The organism is Pseudomonas sp. AC193 (genome assembly GCF_979258075.1).
The window spans coordinates 5,236,538-5,253,957 of the sequence record NZ_OZ409832.1 but is presented as its reverse complement, the minus strand read 5'-3'; the positions used below and the strand labels follow the sequence as shown (position 1 = coordinate 5,253,957).

At 61.8% G+C, this 17,420-nt stretch carries 1 protein-coding gene; it reads right to left on the bottom strand.

What is annotated here, in order from left to right:
• Positions 1 to 117 precede the first annotated feature (117 nt).
• Positions 118 to 17,250 carry an immunoglobulin-like domain-containing protein gene (locus ACZZ0D_RS23530; RefSeq protein ID WP_463554413.1) on the bottom strand — a complete coding sequence of 5,711 codons (17,133 nt, stop codon included), beginning with the start codon at positions 17,248 to 17,250 and terminating at the stop codon, positions 118 to 120.
• Positions 17,251 to 17,420: the final 170 nt, after the last annotated feature.

The window sequence follows — 17,420 nt, the reverse complement described above, 5'->3', positions numbered from 1 at the left end:
GCTGTCAGCAGCATAGCCAACTGCGCGCGAGTATGCGGTGCGGCGACGCAATCGTCACCGTGACGATTGGCGTAAACGTGACGGCCGCCCCATCAGGGCGGCCGTTTTGTTCATGCATCAGCTGTTGTTGTGGTCGACCTTGATGGTCGGGTCGCTACCAGCAATCAGGTTATGAATGTTGGCACTCGACCAGTTGTTGCCTTCCAGTTTGATCGTCACGTCCGGCGTGGCCGCAGCCGCATCGCCCGAGTTGAACTTGCCTGCCGAGCTGACTTGCAGCGACGACGTGCCATCGACCGTGGTGATCTTCAGGAAGTTGTCGATGGTGCTGCCGGTCTCGCCCTGCAGCAAATCGCGCAGGTCGATGCGGTCACCGTCGGCGGCCTTGAAGTCCTTGATCACGTCGTTGCCGGTGTCGCCCGATTTCCAGACGAAGGTGTCGGCACCCGAACCACCGATAAGGATGTCGTTGCCCGAGCCGCCGATCAGCGTGTCGTTACCGGTACCGCCGAGCAGGATGTCATTGCCTTTGCCGCCATCGAGCGTGTCGTTACCGCCCGAGCCGAACAGGATGTCATTGCCCGCGCCACCCAACAGCGTGTCGTTGCCGTCATGCGCGCCGGACACATCGAACGCCTGATAGTGCTCGGTGATGTACTGGTGCACGTTGCTGGTAGTGACTTTGCTGACGTCGACCCCGGTTTCCTTGGCCACGAACGCCTGCATCGCCTGATAACCCTCGCCGGCAATGCCGTTGAAGCTCACCAGATCGCCGAACAGGATGTCGTTGCCGTCGCCACCGCTGAGCGCGTCGTTGCCCGGCAGGGTCGCTTCGGTGTGGCCGATGATCGAGTTGGCGAGATCCTTCGGATCGATGTTGGTTTGTGGCGTTTTGTCGGAGTCGTAAGGTTTCAGGTCATTAAGGCTGACACCGCTGTTGAGGCCGATGGCTTCAACGTTGGACAGACCGCTGAGCAGCGCGAAACTGCTGGTCGAGTTGTCGGTGGTGGTTGTGCTGGTGCTGCTGCCGCTGCCCGCCAGGTTCGACAACTCATAGGTGCCGTCGCCCTGAGCGTGAACGGTGCCCAGGCTGCTCCAGTTCCAGCTGCCGTTTTTGTACGTTTGCAGAACAGCAGCACCGGCGGCACTGATGCTCAGATAGTGCGTGCTGTCGATGTACGTGGCGAAGCTATCGCCCAGCTTGTAATTGCTGGTCGTCACCACGCTGTCGAACTTCACGCTGTTGTACAGCGTCGGGTTGGTCTGCTCGCCGCTCTGGTAGTAAGTCGGCTGGCCGTCGGTGATGAAGTACGTAAGGTTCTTCGCCCCGGTGTTGGCCACGGCATCAGCGCTCTGGAACCAGTTGGCCGTGGTTTTGAACACGTCCTCGTAGTTGGTGCCGCCGCCGGACGCCATCGAGTCGAGTACGGCTTTGAGCTGCGTCAGCGCGTTCGGGTCGTTGAGGTTCACCGACACCGACTTGTTCACCTGGGTGTCGAAGTCCGCAAGGAAGATGTTCACCGTGCCCGAGTTGTTGCCGCCGAGGCTCTGCTTGAGGGTGTTGAACACCGACGTCAGCGAGTCCTTGGCCGCGTTGATCGACGACGTGCTCATGCTGCCCGAGCTGTCGACCATGAACGCGATGTTGTAGTTGGTGCCCGGCACCACGGTCAGGCCGCCGATGTCAGCGACCATGATGTCGTTGCCGTCGGTGCCGCTGAAGGTGTCATCGCCCGAAGTGCCGACGATGGCGTTATAGACCGCCGGCACCACGGTGACCGGAATGGTCGCGGTGGTGCTGGCCGAACCGCCCAGCGCTTCGGTCGAAGTCGACGTCACGGTCAGGTTGAACTGGCCGTTGTAGTAGGTCGGCGGGGTCACGGTCAGGGTGCCGAGGCTCCAGCCAGTGACGTTGGCGTCGCCACTGGTCGCGGTGACGGTGAAGCTGTGGCCCGCGCCGTCGGTGAGTACCGAGCCGACCGGTGCGCCGCTGATCTTCACGCTCAGGGTTTCCGAGCCGTCGGTGTCGGTCAGGCCCGTGGTCACGGCCGACAACTTGACGCTGGTGCCTTCGGCGCCGGTGTTGAGCTTGTAGCCGTCGTAATAGCCTTCGCCGTTGCTGCCATGCAGATCGGAAACGGTCACGCCGGAGTTCACCAGATCCTGCACGCCGGTGTAGATCGGCACGCCAGCGCTGCTCAGGTCGATCGCCGTGCCGCCGTTGACCGACAGGTTGACGTCATAGCTGCCCGGGCCGCTCTGGTTGTGGTGGTAGATGTCCAGGGTGTAGTAGCCGCTGGTGGTCGGGGTGAACGAGCCGTTGAGGTTGCCGCCCACGCCCCACGTGGTCGAGGCCACGGTTTTTCCGCCAATGGTCACCAGCAGGCTGTCATCACCGATACCGGTGAAGGTGTAGCTCTTGCCGGCTTCCAGATAAATCAGGCCCGAGGTTTTCGATGCGGTACCGGCGGTCACGCTGCCGTCGGACTGCACGTTGGTCACGTTGGTGCTGGAGTTCGGTTTGCCGGCGGCGTCGATGACGTTTTTCAACGTCGTCGCATCGGCGCCGTTGCCGTTGGTGCCGAGGCCCGACAGGCCGGTCCAGACTTCCTTGATCAGGCCGGTGGACTTCACGCTGTTGTCGGCCACGCCCAGAGTCGGTGCATCAGCCACTGGCGTGATGTCGATCTTGATCGTGCCGGTGCTGCCCAGCAGTTGGCCGTCGGTTGGCTGGAATTGCAGTTGTGCGTAATCAGCCTTCTGATCGCCAATGCCCGCAGCATTACCGTTCGCGCCGGACTCGTTGGTATCCGGCATGAAGCGCAGCTTGCCCGCGTCGATATCGGCCTTGCTGAAGGTCTGGTTGTTGGCGACGTCTTTCCACGTCGAACCGTCCAGATACTGCAGTTTGCCTTCGCCCGGCAGCTGGGTGATTTTCACCCCGAGGCTGCTCGCCGGGCTGTCGACATCCGTCACACCGAAGGTCGACCAGCCGAGGATCAGCGGCGTGTCTTCAGTGCCGGTGACGTTGACCGGTGCGGCGATCGGCGCATCGTTGATCGCCACCACGTTGACCGTGGTGGTCGCGGTGTTGGAGTAGTTGCCGCCATCGGTCACGGTGACGGTGATGATGCGCGGCACGGTGCTCGGGTCTTCACTGTTGTTGGTGAAGCTGATGTTCTTGATGGCCTGCATGTAGTCGGCCAGCGTCGCATTACCCGACAAGGTCAGGGTCACGGTGCCGTTGGTGCTGTTGGCATTGATGGTGATGCCGTTGACGCTGTTGCCCAGATTCAGCGCATCGCCGTCCTGACGGTTGGTCAGTACCACGGTGGCGCCGGTGAGCATGGTGCTGTCCGGGTCGGTGATCTTGATATCGGTGTCGGCAATCGACACACCCGCGCCCGGGGTGTTTTCGGTGAAGGTCACCTTGTAATCGGCACCGGTGGCGCCGCTGGAGTTGTTGGCGTCCAGGTCGATGACCGGCGGCGCATCGTTGTCGATGATCGAGGTGCTGACGCTGCCGTTGGTGGCGCTGATCGCGAGGTTCTCGAAGTTGCCGCCCGTGGCCGAATCGATCTTGACCACGAAGTTCTCGGTGCCTTCGGTGATCTTGTCATCGATGGTGGCGACGTTGAACTGCGCGCTGCTCGCACCTGCCGGGATCTTCACGGTGTACACGCCGGTGAAGTCCGAACCGTCGGCGGCGGTACCGCTGTAGACGATTTTCAGGGTCACGTCGGTTTGCGCCGGGTGGTTCAGGCTGACGGTGTAGCTGGCGGTCTGGCCTTCGGTTACCGAGCTGCTGCCGGTAATGCTGACAGTAGTGGTGTCGATGGTGTCGGTGACGCTGGTCACGGCTGGCGTGTTGCTGGTCACCAGGTTTTCGAAGCTGCCACCGGTGGCGTTGCTGATCGTTGCCTGCACGGTGCCGGCGTCTTTGTAGACGTCGTCAGCTGGAGCAGCGACGGTGATGGAGCCAGTGGTTTTGCCTGCGTCGATGGTGATCACCGAGCCGTTGCTCAAGGTCACGGTGACTGGCGAGCCAGCGGCGTTAGTCAATGTTGCGGTGTAGGTGATCTGGCCACCTTCGGCCACGGTGCCGGTTGCCGACAGCGACAGGTTGGTGGTATCGATGGTGTCGGTCACGGTGGTGCTGACCGGGGTTTTGTCGGCTACGAGGTTTTCGTAGTTGCCGCCACTGACGTTAGTGATCGAGTTGGTCAACGGAGTGTGGCCAGTCAACGCATCATTCGGTGCGGTGGAGGTCACGGTGCCGGTGGTTTTGCCGATGTCGATGGTGATGGTCTGACCGTTGGCCAGGGTCACGGTCACTGGCGAGCCGGTGACTTGCGCGCCGACGGTCGCGGTGTAGGTGACGGTGCCACCTTCAGCGGCGGTGCCGGTTGCGGTTAGCTTCACGGTCGTCGTGTCGATGGTGTCGGTGACGCTGGTCACGGCTGGCGCGGTGCTGGTTACCAGGTTTTCGAAACTGCCACCCGTGGCGGTTTTGATGGTTGCCTGCACGTTGCCGGCGTCTTTGTAGACGTCGTCGGCTGGCGCCGGAACGGTCACGGTGCCAGTGGTTTTGCCTGCGTCGATGGTGATCACCGAGCCGTTGCTCAGGGTCACGGTGACTGGCGAGCCAGCGGCGTTAGTCAATGTTGCGGTGTAGGTGATCTGGCCACCTTCGGCCACGGTGCCGGTCGCTGACAGCGACAGGTTGGTGGTGTCGATGGTGTCGGTCACGGTGGTGCTGACCGGGGTTTTGTCGGCCACGAGGTTTTCGTAGTTGCCGCCGGTTACGTTGGTGATCGCGTTGGTCAGCGGCGCGTGGCCAGTCAGTGCATCGTTCGGTGCGGTGGTGGTCACGGTGCCGGTGGTTTTGCCGATGTCGATGGTGATGGTCTGACCGTTGGCCAGGGTGACCACGACAGGCGCGTTGGTTACCGCCGCACCGACTGTCGCGGTGTAGACGACGTTGCCGCCTTCTGCCGCTGTCGCCGTTGCCGTCAACTTCACAGTGGTGGTGTCGATGGTATCGGTGACGCTGGTCACGGCTGGCGTGGTGCTCGGTACCAGGCTTTCGAAGTTGCCACCGGTGGCGTTGCTGATGGTTGCCTGCACGGTGCCGGCGTCTTTATAGACGTCGTCCGCCGGAGCAGCGACGGTCACGGTGCCGGTGGTTTTACCGGCTTCGATGTTGATCACAGCGCCGTTCGACAAGGTCACCGTCACTGGCGAGCCAGCAGCGTTGCTCAATGTCGCGGTGTAAACGATCGAGCCACCTTCGGCGACCGAGTTGGTAGCGCTGAGTGACAGGTTCGTCGTGTCGACGGTGTCGGTCACGGTGGTGCTGACCGGAGTTTTGTCGGCCACGAGGTTTTCGTAGTTGCCGCCGCTGACGTTGGTGATCGAGTTGGTCAATGGTGCATGGCCGGTCAGCACGTCGTTAGGTGCGGCGGTGGTTGCGGTGCCAGTGGTTTGACCTACAGGGATGGTGATCGTCTGACCGTTGGCCAAGGTCACGGTGACTGGCGATCCGGTTACCGGAGCACCGACTGTTGCCGTGTAAACGACGTTGCCACCTTCGGCCGCTGTCGCGGTGGCTGTCAGTTTCACGGTCGTGGTGTCGATGGTGTCAGTGACGCTGGTCACGGCTGGCGCTGTGCTGGTCACCAGATTTTCGAAACTGCCACCGGTGGCGGTTTTGATGGTTGCCTGCACGTTGCCGGCGTCTTTGTAGACGTCGTCAGCTGGAGCCGCGACGGTGACGGTGCCGGTGGTTTTGCCCGCTTCGATGTTGATGACTGCGCCGTTCGACAGGGTCACGGTCACTGGCGAGCCAGCGGCGTTGGTCAATGTCGCGGTGTAAACAATCGAGCCACCCTCGGCGACAGAGCCGGTCGCGGACAGCGACAGATTGGTGGTGTCGACAGTGTCAGTCACATTGGTCGTAACCGGAGTTTTGTCGGCCACGAGATCTTCGTAGTTGCCGCCGGTTACGCCAGTGATCGCGTTGGTCAGCGGAGCATGGCCAGTCAGCGCATCGTTCGGTGCGGTGAAGGTCACAGTGCCGCTGGTTTTACCCACTTCGATGGTGATGCTCTGGCCGTTGGACAGGCTTACGGTGACCGGCGAACCAGTAACCGGAGCGCCGACGGTGGCGGTATAGGTGACGTTGCCGCCTTCAGCGACCGAAGTATCGGCCGTCAGTTTGACGGTCGAAGTGTCGATGGTGTCGGTGACTTGGGTGACCGCCGGAATAGTGCTCGGCACCAGGTTTTCGAAGTTGCCACCAGTGGCAGTGGAGATGGTTGCTTCGACTTTGCCGGCGTCTTTGTAGACGTCATCGGCAGGTGCAGCGACGGTGACGTTGCCCGAAGTTTTGCCTGCCTCGATAGTGATTACGGCGCCATTCGACAGAGTCACGGTCACTGGCGAGCCAGCAGCGTTGGTCAGAGTTGCGGTGTAAACGATCGAGCCGCCCTCTGCCACAGAACCGGTCGCGGACAGCGACAGATTGGTGGTGTCGACGGTGTCGGTAACGTTGGTCGAAACCGGAGTTTTGTCGGCTACGAGGTTTTCGTAGTTGCCGCCAGTCACACCGGTAATTGCGTTGGTGATTGGAGCATGGCCAGTCAGCGCATCGTTCGGCGCAGTGAAGGTCACGGTGCCAGTGGTTTTACCCACTTCAATCGTGATGTTCTGACCATTGGCCAAGGTCACCACAACCGGCGAACCAGTCACAGGCGCGCCAACAGTGGCGGTGTAAACAACCGCACCACCTTCAGCAGCGGTCTCGGTCGCCGTCAATTTCACGGTCGAGGTGTCGATGGTGTCGGTCACTTCTGTAACAGCTGGAACAGTGCTCGGTACCAGTTTTTCGAAGTCGCCACCGGTTGCGGCAGAAATGGTTGCTTCGACTTTTCCAGCATCTTTGTAGACGTCATCGGCAGGCGCAGCGACGGTCACGTTGCCCGAAGTTTTGCCTGCCTCGATAGTGATTACGGCGCCATTCGACAGAGTCACGGTCACTGGCGAGCCAGCAGCGTTGGTCAGGGTTGCGGTGTAAACAATCGAGCCACCTTCAGCCACGGAACCGGTCGCGGACAGCGACAGATTGGTGGTGTCGACGGTATCGGTGACGTTGGTCGAAACCGGCGTCTTATCAGCCACCAGGTTCTCGTAGTTACCGCCAGTCACGCCGGTAATCGAGTTGGTGATCGGCGCATGACCGGTCAGCGCGTCGTTCGGTGCGGTGAAGGTCACGGTGCCAGTGGTTTTACCCACTTCAATCGTGATGTTCTGACCGTTGGCCAGTGTGACGACGACAGGCGAGCCGGTCACTGGCGCACCAACGGTCGCGGTGTAGGTGACGGTGCCACCCTCGGCCGCTGTTTCGGAAGCGCTGAGTTTGACGGTCGAGGTATCGATCGTGTCGGTTACTTCGGTAATGGCTGGAACAGTGCTCGGTACCAGTTTTTCGAAGTCACCACCGGTTGCGGCAGAAATGGTCGCTTCGACTTTACCAGCATCTTTGTAGACGTCATCGGCAGGTGCAGCGACGGTGACGTTGCCCGAAGTTTTGCCTGCCTCGATAGTGATTACGGCGCCATTCGACAGAGTCACGGTCACTGGCGAGCCAGCAGCGTTGGTCAGAGTTGCGGTGTAAACGATCGAGCCGCCCTCTGCCACAGAACCGGTCGCGGACAGCGACAGATTGGTAGTGTCGACGGTATCGGTGACGTTGGTCGAAACCGGAGTTTTGTCGGCTACGAGATTTTCGTAGTTGCCGCCAGTCACACCGGTAATTGCGTTGGTGATTGGAGCATGACCAGTCAGCGCATCATTCGGCGCAGTGAAGGTCACGGTGCCAGTGGTTTTACCCACTTCAATCGTGATGTTCTGACCATTGGCCAAGGTCACCACAACCGGCGAACTAGTCACAGGCGCGCCAACAGTAGCGGTGTAAACAACCGCACCACCTTCAGCAGCAGACTCGGTCGCAGTCAATTTCACGGTCGAGGTGTCGATCGTGTCAGTCACTTCGGTAACAGCTGGAACAGTGCTCGGTACCAGTTTTTCGAAGTTGCCGCCGGTAGCAGTCGAAATCGTCGCTTCAACTTTGCCGGCGTCTTTGTAAACGTCATCGGCTGGTGCTGGAACAGACACGGTGCCGGAAGTTTTGCCCGCTTCGATGGTGATCACAGCGCCGTTCGACAGAGTCACTGTGACTGGCGAGCCAGCAGCGTTGGTCAATGTCGCGGTGTAAACAATCGAGCCACCTTCAGCCACAGAACCGGTCGCTGACAAAGACAGGTTAGTGGTGTCGACGGTGTCGGTCACATTGGTCGACACCGGCGTCTTATCAGCCACCAGATTTTCGTAGTTGCCGCCAGAAACCTCGGTGATCGCATTGGTCAGCGCAGCATGGCCAGTCAGTGCATCGTTAGGCGCAGTGGTGGTCACGGTACCAGTGGTTTTGCCCACTTCAATCGTGATGTTCTGACCATTGGCCAAGGTCACCACAACCGGCGACCCCGTCACTGGCGCACCCACGGTCGCGGTGTAAGTAACGTTGCCAGCCTCGGCCGCCGACTCGGTCGCGGTCAGTTTGACGGTGGTGGTGTCGATGGTGTCGGTGATGTTGGTGACGGCCGGAACGGTGCTCGGCACCAGGTTCTCGAAGTTGCCGCCAGTCGCCGTCGAAATGGTTGCTTCGACTTTGCCAGCGTCCTTGTAAACGTCATCCGCCGGAGCCGCAACGGTCACTGTGCCGCTGGTTTTGCCTGCTTCGATGGTGATCACTGCGCCGTTCGACAGGGTCACGGTCACCGGAGTACCGGCGGCGTTGGTCAGGGTCGCGGTGTAAACGATCGAACCACCTTCAGCCACCGAGTCGGTCGCGGTCAGGTTCAGGTTGGTGGTGTCGGTGGTGTCGGTCACGGTGGTGCTGACCGGGGTTTTGTCGGCAACGAGGTTCTCGTAGTTACCGCCGGACACGTTGGTGATCGAGTTGGTCAGCGGAGCATGACCGGTCAACGCATCGTTCGGCGCGGTAGTGCTCACGGTGCCGGTGGTTTTACCCACTTCGATGGTGATGTTCTGACCATTGGCCAGGGTCACGACAACCGGCGAACCGGTGACTGGCGCGCCGACGGTCGCGGTGTAGGTGACGGTACCGCCTTCAGCAGCAGACTCGGTGGCGGTCAGTTTGACCGTCGAGGTGTCGATGGTGTCAGTGACGTCAGTCACGGCTGGCGTGGTGCTCGGAACGAGGTTCTCGAAGTTGCCGCCGGTGGCGTCCTTGATGGTCACTTCGACTTTGCCGGCGTCTTTGTAGACGTCATCGGCTGGCGCTGCAACGGTCACGGAACCGGTGGTTTTGCCCGCTTCGATGGTGATGGTCGAACCGTTCGACAGGGTCACTGTCACCGGCGTGCCGGCCGGGTTGGTCAGGGTCGCGGTGTAAACAATCGAACCGCCCTCGGCGACGGTGCCGGTCGCGCTCAGCGTCAGATCGGTGGTGTCGACGGTGTCGGTGACGGTGGTCGAAACCGGGGTTTTGTCGGCGACCAGATTCTCGTAGTTGCCGCCGCTCACGTCAGTGATCGCGTTGGTCAGCGGCGTGTGGCCGTTCAGCGCGTCGTTCGGTGCGATGGTGGTGACGGTGCCGGTGGTTTTGCCGACTTCGATGGTGATGTTCTGACCATTAGCCAAGGTCACGACAACCGGCGAACCGGTGACTGGTGCGCCGACGGTCGCGGTGTAGGTGACGGTGCCACCTTCAGCAGCAGACTCGGTGGCGGTCAGTTTGACGGTCGAGGTGTCGATGGTGTCGGTGACTTCGGTCACGGCTGGCGTGGTGCTCGGAACGAGGTTCTCGAAGTTACCGCCGGTGGCGTCCTTGATGGTCACTTCAACTTTGCCGGCGTCTTTGTAGACATCATCGGCTGGCGCTGCAACGGTCACGGTGCCGGTGGTTTTACCGGCCTCGATGGTGATTACCGAACCGTTCGACAGGGTCACGGTGACAGGCGAGCCCGCAGCGTTGGTCAGGGTCGCGGTGTAGATGATCGAACCACCCTCGGCCACGGAACCGGTGGCGCTGAGCGACAGGTTGGTGGTGTCGGTGGTGTCGGTCACGGTGGTGGTGATCGGGGTTTTGTCGGCGACCAGATTTTCGTAGTTGCCGCCGGTCACGCCGGTGATCGAGTTGGTCAGCGAAGCCTGACCGGTCAGCGCATCGTTTGGTGCGGTGAAGGTCACGGTGCCGGTGGTTTTGCCGACTTCGATGGTGATGCTTTGGCCGTTGGCCAGGCTCACCACGACGGGCGAACCGGTAACCGGCGCGCCGACAGTGGCGGTGTAAGTGACGGTGCCGCCTTCAGCCACGGTGGTGTCGGCCGTCAGTTTCACGGTCGAGGTGTCGATGGTGTCGGTGACTTCGGTCACCGCTGGCGTGGTGCTCGGAACGAGGTTCTCGAAGTTACCGCCAGTCGCGTCCTTGATAGTCACTTCGACTTTGCCGGCGTCTTTGTAGACGTCATCGGCAGGCGCGGCAACGGTCACGGAACCGGTGGTTTTGCCCGCTTCGATGGTGATGGTCGAACCGTTCGACAAGGTCACGGTGACTGGCGTGCCGGCCGGGTTGGTCAGGGTTGCGGTGTAGACGATCGAACCGCCCTCAGCCACGGTGCCGGTCGCGCTCAGCGACAGGTTGGTGGTGTCGACGGTGTCGGTCACCGACGTTACGGCCGGGGTTTTATCTGCGACGAGATTTTCGTAGTTGCCGCCGCTGGTGCCGTCGATTTTCACGCTCAGCGTGTTGCCGCCAGCCAGTGCATCGTTCGGTGCGGTGAAGTTGACGCTGCCGCTGCTGGCGCCGACCGGAATGGTGATGGTCTGGCCGTTGGACAGGGTCACGACAACCGGCGCGCCGGTGACCGGTGCGGTCACGGAAGCGGTGTAAACCACCACGCCGCCTTCAACGGTGGCAGCGGTGGCGGTCAGCGAAACGGTGCTGTTATCGATGGTGTCGGTGACGTCGGTGACCGCTGGAGTCTTGTCGATCACCAGGTTCTCGAAGTTGCCGCCGGTGGTCTTGGTGATGCTCGCGTCGACTTTGCCAGCGTCCTTGTAGACGTCATCGCCCGGTGCGGCGACGGTGGCGGTGCCAGAGGTCGCGCCTTTGGCGATGTTGATCACCGCGCCGTTGCTCAGGGTCACGGTCATCGCCGTGCCTGCCGCGTTGGTCAGGCTTGCGGTGTAGACGATCGAACCGCCCTCGGCGACCGAACCGGTGGCGCTCAGGCTGATATTGGTGGTGTCGGTGGTGTCGGTGACGGTGGTAACCACCGCCGAACGGTTGGCATCGACCTGCTCGAAGTTGCCGCCGCTGTGGCTGGCAATCGCGGTCTGTACTTTGCCGCCGTCGATGTACGGGGTGTTGGCAGGCGCGGCGAAATTCACCGAACCGCTGGTCGCACCGGCAGCAATGTTGATCACTGCGCCGTTGGCCAGGGTCACGGTCATGGCGGTGCCGGCCGGATTGCTCAGGGTCGCGGTGTAGGTGATCTGGCCACCTTCGCTGACGGTGTCGCTGGCGCTGAGGGTCAGCGTGGTTTTGTCGACGGTGTCATTGACGGTGGTGCTGACCGGGGTCTTGCTGACGTCGAGTTTTTCGAAGTTGCCGCCGGTGGCATCGGTCATGGTCACGGTGAGCTTGCTGACGTCTTTGTAAACGTCATCGCTCGGCGCGGCGATGGTCACCGAACCGCTGGTTTTGCCAGCCTCGATGGTGATGGTCTGGCCGTTGCTCAGGTTGACGGTCACCGGCGTTTGCGCGGCGTTGGTCAGGGTCGCGGTGTAGGTGATCGAGGTGCCTTCGAGCACATAGCTTTCAGCGCTGAGGGTCAGGTGCGTGGTGTTGATGGTGTCGGCGACGTTGGTCACCGCTGGCGTCGGATTGGCCACCAGGCTTTCGAAATTGCCGCCGTCGGTGCCCTTGATGGTCACTTCGACTTTGCCGGCGTCTTTATAGACGTCATCGGCAGGCGCAGGAACGGTCACGGTGCCGGTGGTCTTGCCGGCGTCGATGGTGATGGTCGAACCGTTACTCAGGGTCACGGTCACCGGGGTGCCGGCCGGGTTGGTCAGGGTCGCGGTGTAGACGATCTGCCCGCCTTCATTGACGTTGCCGGTGGCGGTCAGCGAAACGGTGGTGGTGTCGACGGTGTCGGTCACGGTGGTGCTGACCGGGGTTTTGTCGGCGACCAGATTTTCGTAGTTGCCGCCGCTGACATTGGTGATCGAGTTGGTCAGCGGTGCGTGACCGGCCAACACGTCGTTCGGTGCGGTGGTCGACACGGTGCCGGTGGTTTGGCCGACAGCGATAGTGATGCTCTGACCGTTAGCCAGGGTCACGACGACAGGCGAGCCGGTCACTGGCGCACCAACAGTCGCGGTGTAAGTGACGGTGCCGCCTTCAGCAGCGGTTTCGGTGGCGGTCAGTTTCACCGTCGAGGTGTCGATGGTGTCAGTGACGTCGGTCACGGCTGCAACGGTGCTTGGCACCAGGTTCTCGAAGTCGCCGCCAGTGGCGTCCTTGATGGTCACTTCGACTTTGCCGGCGTCTTTATAGACGTCATCGGCAGGCGCAGCGACGGTCACGGTGCCGGTGGTTTTGCCAGCGTCGATGGTGATTACCGAGCCGTTGCTCAGGGTCACGGTGACTGGCGAGCCTGCTGCGTTGGTCAGGGTCGCGGTGTAAACGATCGAACCGCCTTCAGCCACGGTACCGGTGGCGCTGAGCGTCAGGTTGGTGGTGTCGGTGGTGTCGGTCACGGTGGTGCTGACCGGGGTTTTGTCAGCGACCAGATTTTCGTAGTTGCCGCCGCTGACTTCGGTGATCGAGTTGGTCAGCGGTGCGTGACCGGTCAACGCATCGTTCGGTGCGGTGGCGGTCGCGGTGCCGGTGGTCTGGCCGACGGCGATGGTGATGGTCTGACCGTTGGCCAGGGTCACGACAACCGGCGAACCGGTGACTGGCGCGCCGACGGTCGCGGTGTAAGTGACGGTGCCACCTTCAGCAGCGGTCTCGGTCGCGGTCAGTTTCACGGTCGAGGTGTCGAGGGTGTCGGTCACGTCGGTGACGGCTGGTGTGGTGCTCGGTACAAGGTTCTCGAAGTCGCCGCCGGTGGCGTCCTTGATGCTCACTTCGACTTTGCCGGCGTCTTTGTAGACATCATCGGCAGGGGCTGCGACGGTCACGGTGCCGGTGGTTTTACCGGCCTCGATGGTGATCACGGCGCCGTTCGACAAGGTTACGGTGACGGGCGAGCCGGCAGCGTTGGTCAGGGTCGCGGTGTAAACGATCGAACCGCCTTCCGCCACAGTGCCGGTGGCGCTGAGCGTCAGGTTGGTGGTGTCGGTAGTGTCGGTGACGGTGGTGCTGACAGGAGTTTTGTCAGCCACCAGATTTTCGTAGTTACCGCCGGAAACCTCAGTGATCGACGTGGTCAGCGGCGCATGGCCGGTCAACGCATCGTTCGGTGCAGTGGCGGTTACGGTGCCGGTGGTCTGGCCGACCGCGATGGTGATGGTTTGGCCATTGGCCAAGGTCACGACGACAGGCGAACCGGTGACCGGCGCGCCAACGGTTGCGGTGTAAGTGACGGTACCGCCTTCAGCCACGGTGGTGTCAGCGGTCAGTTTGACGGTCGACGTGTCGAGGGTGTCGGTCACTTCGGTGACAGCCGGAACAGTGCTCGGCACCAGATTCTCGAAGTTGCCACCTGTGGCGTTGTCGATGGTGACTTCGACTTTGCCGGCGTCTTTATAGACGTCATCGGCAGGCGCAGCGACGGTCACGGTGCCAGTGGTTTTGCCCGCTTCGATGGTGATCACCGAGCCGTTCGACAGGGTCACGGTCGCCGGTGTGCCGGCCGGGTTGGTCAGGGTTGCGGTGTAAACGATCGAACCGCCTTCAGCCACAGAACCGGTGGCGCTGAGCGACAGGTTGGTGGTGTCGGCAACATCGGTGACGTTAGTGGAGACCGGAGTTTTGTCGGCGACCAGATTTTCGTAATTGCCGCCGCTGACATTGGTGATCGAGTTGCTCAGCGGCGCGTTACCGGCCAGCGCGTCGTTCGGCGCGGTGGTGGTCACGGTGCCAGTGGTTTGGCCGACCGCAATGGTGATGTTTTGGCCGTTAGCCAAGGTCACGACAACCGGCGAGCCGGTGACTGGCGCGCCAACGGTTGCGGTGTAAGTGACGGTGCCGCCTTCAGCCACCGAGGTGTCAGCCGTCAATTTCACGGTCGAGGTGTCGACGGTGTCGGTCACTTCGGTGACAGCCGGAACGGTGCTTGGCACCAGGCTCTCGAAATTGCCGCCAGTGACGTTATTGATGCTGACTTCGACTTGGCCGGCGTCTTTATAAACGTCATCGGCCGGCGCCGCGACGGTCACGGTGCCGGTGGTCTTGCCGGCGTCGATGGTGATCACCGAGCCGTTGCTCAGGGTCACGGTGACTGGCGTGCCGGCTGGATTGGTCAGGGTTGCGGTGTAAACGATCGAACCGCCTTCAGCAACGGTGCCGGTCGCGGACAGCGACAGATTGGTGGTGTCGACCGAATCGGTAATCGTGGTGGTTGCTGGCGTGGTGTTCGGCACCAGGTTTTCGAAGTTGCCGCCGGTTGCGCCGGTAATCGTGGTGCTGACCGTGCTGCCATTGTTGTAGACGTCGTTGGCCGCTGTCGGCACGTTGACGGTGCCGGTGGTTTTGCCGGCTTCAATGGTGATGGTCGAACCGTTCGACAGGGTGATCGTCACCGGCGTTTGCGCGGCGTTGGTCAGGGTCGCGGTGTAGGTGATCTGGCCACCTTCAACGACGGTGCCGGTGGCGGTGAGGCTGACGTTAGTGGTGTCGATCGAATCGGTGATGGTGGTCACTGCTGGCGTCGGATTTGGCACCAGGTTTTCGAAGTTGCCGCCGGTTGCACCAGTGATCGTAGTGCTGACAGTGCTGCCATTGTTGTAGACGTCGTTGGCCGGGGTCGGCACGTTGACGACGCCCGTGGTCTGGCCGGCTTCGATGGTGATGGTCGAGCCGTTCGACAGGGTGACGGTCACCGGAGTTTGCGCCGGGTTGGTCAGGGTCGCGGTGTAGGTGATCTGACCGCCTTCAGTGACGGTCGAGCCAGCGGTCAGAGTGACCGTGGTGGTGTCGATCGAATCGGTGATGGTGGTCACTGCCGGCGTCGGGTTCGGCACCAGATTTTCGAAGTTGCCACCGGTGGCACCAGTGATGGTGGTGGTGACGGTGCTTCCGTTGTTGTAGACGTCATTGGCCGCTGTCGGCACGTTGACGACGCCCGTGGTCTGGCCGGCTTCGATGGTGATCGTCGAGCCGTTCGACAGAGTGACGGTGACCGGCGTCTGCGCCGGGTTGGTCAGGGTCGCGGTGTAGGTGATCTGGCCGCCTTCGGTGACATTCGTCCCCGCCGTCAGGGTGACGGTGGTGGTGTCGACCGAATCGGTGATGGTGGTCACTGCTGGCGTCGGATTCGGCACCAGGTTTTCGAAGTTGCCGCCGGTTGCGCCGGTAATCGTGGTGCTGACGGTGCTGCCATTGTTGTAGACGTCATTGGCCGGGGTCGGCACGTTGACGACGCCAGTGGTCTGGCCGGCTTCGATGGTGATGGTCGAGCCGTTCGACAGGGTGACGGTTACCGGCGTCTGCGCCGGGTTGGTCAGGGTCGCGGTGTAAGTGATCTGACCGCCTTCGGTGACGCTCGAACCAGCGGTCAGGGTGACCGTGGTGGTGTCGACCGAATCGGTAATGGTGGTCACTGCCGGCGTCGGGTTTGGCACCAGATTTTCGAAGTTGCCACCGGTGGCACCAGTGATGGTGGTGGTGACAGTGCTGCCATTGTTGTAGACGTCGTTGGCCGGGGTCGGCACGTTGACGACGCCCGTGGTCTGGCCGGCTTCGATGGTGATCGTCGAGCCGTTCGACAGGGTGACGGTGACCGGGGTTTGCGCCGGGTTGGTCAGGGTCGCGGTGTAGGTGATCTGACCGCCTTCGGTGACGGTCGAGCCAGCGGTCAGCGTGACCGTGGTGGTGTCCACCGAATCGGTAATGGTGGTGGTCGCTGGCGTCGGGTTCGGCACCAGATTTTCGAAGTTGCCACCGGTGGCACCAGTGATGGTCGTGGTGACGGTGCTGCCATTGTTATAGACGTCGTTCGGCGGCGTTGGCACGTTGACGGTGCCGGTGGTCTGGCCCGCGCCAATTGTGATGGTCGAGCCGTTCGACAGGGTGACGGTCACCGGCGTCTGCGCCGGGTTGGTCAGGGTCGCGGTGTAGGTGATCTGGCCGCCTTCGGTGACATTCGTGCCCGCCGTCAAAGTGACGGTGGTGGTGTCGATGGTGTCGGTGACCTGGGTCGTGGCCGGGACGGTTGGCGGGGTCACGTTGATGCCGTTGCCGCCGGTGGTGCCGGTGACGGTCACGTCGATCTGGGTCGAGTCGTTATAAACAGTGTCGTTCGGCGCCAGCGGTACGTTGACGGTGCCCGTGGTCGAACCGGCCGGAACCACAATCACCGCGCCGTTGGACAAGGTGATGGTCAGGTCGGTCAGCGGCGCCTGGGTCAGGGTCGCGGTGTACACCAGCACGCCACCGGCTTCGGTGATGGTCGGTGTGGCGCTGACGCTAAGAGTCGAATCGCGCAAAGCATTCGTGGTGGTGTCGGTGGTCTGCCCGCCGGTGATGTCTTGCGTGGTCTGACCGGCAGCGTTGATGCCTGCGGTCGGGAAGCCAATCGTCGGGTCAACGCGGCCAGCGGTGGCGTCGAGCATCACGAAACTGTGGCCACCACCGGCAGCACCGCCAGTGCCTGCGGCGCTTGGGCCGGCAGCGGTGGCGTCGAGGGCCGTCGTCGGGTCGACACCGGCGGCGATGGCTTGCTGCAATTCTTCTACAGAAGGCGCTGCCTGCGCGGTGGCTTCGGCCAGGTCAGTGCTGGAGTCGGGCGCGTTGGCGCTCCACTGGGTTTCGCGACCCAGATCGAGGGTGCGGCCATCTGCCAATTCAAGCGACACGGCGCCGGAGAGGCCAGTGTCGATCTGGTCGCCGACAAACAGGCGATCGCCTTCAACGAGTACGCGACGCACGCCCTCTGGTGACACCACGAATACCTGACCAACAATGCTTTTGACGATGGCAACAACACTGCTCATTGAAGACTCTCCGGGTGTCACGTTCAGTTGACTTCCATGGACCTGATGGCATGGGCGCCGATTCAGTCTGGACGTACTTTTAAATTTTGCGTAGCAAGTTTGACGCGTCTAATCGTCAATAATTTGGCTAGATTCTTTCGCTATTAACTTTATGCCAAACTATTGACCTT

Excerpts from the sequence above, each read along its gene's own strand:
- ACZZ0D_RS23530 (WP_463554413.1), bottom strand. The coding sequence starts at position 17,250 with ATGAGCAGTGTTGTTGCCATCGTCAAAAGCATTGTTGGTCAGGTATTC.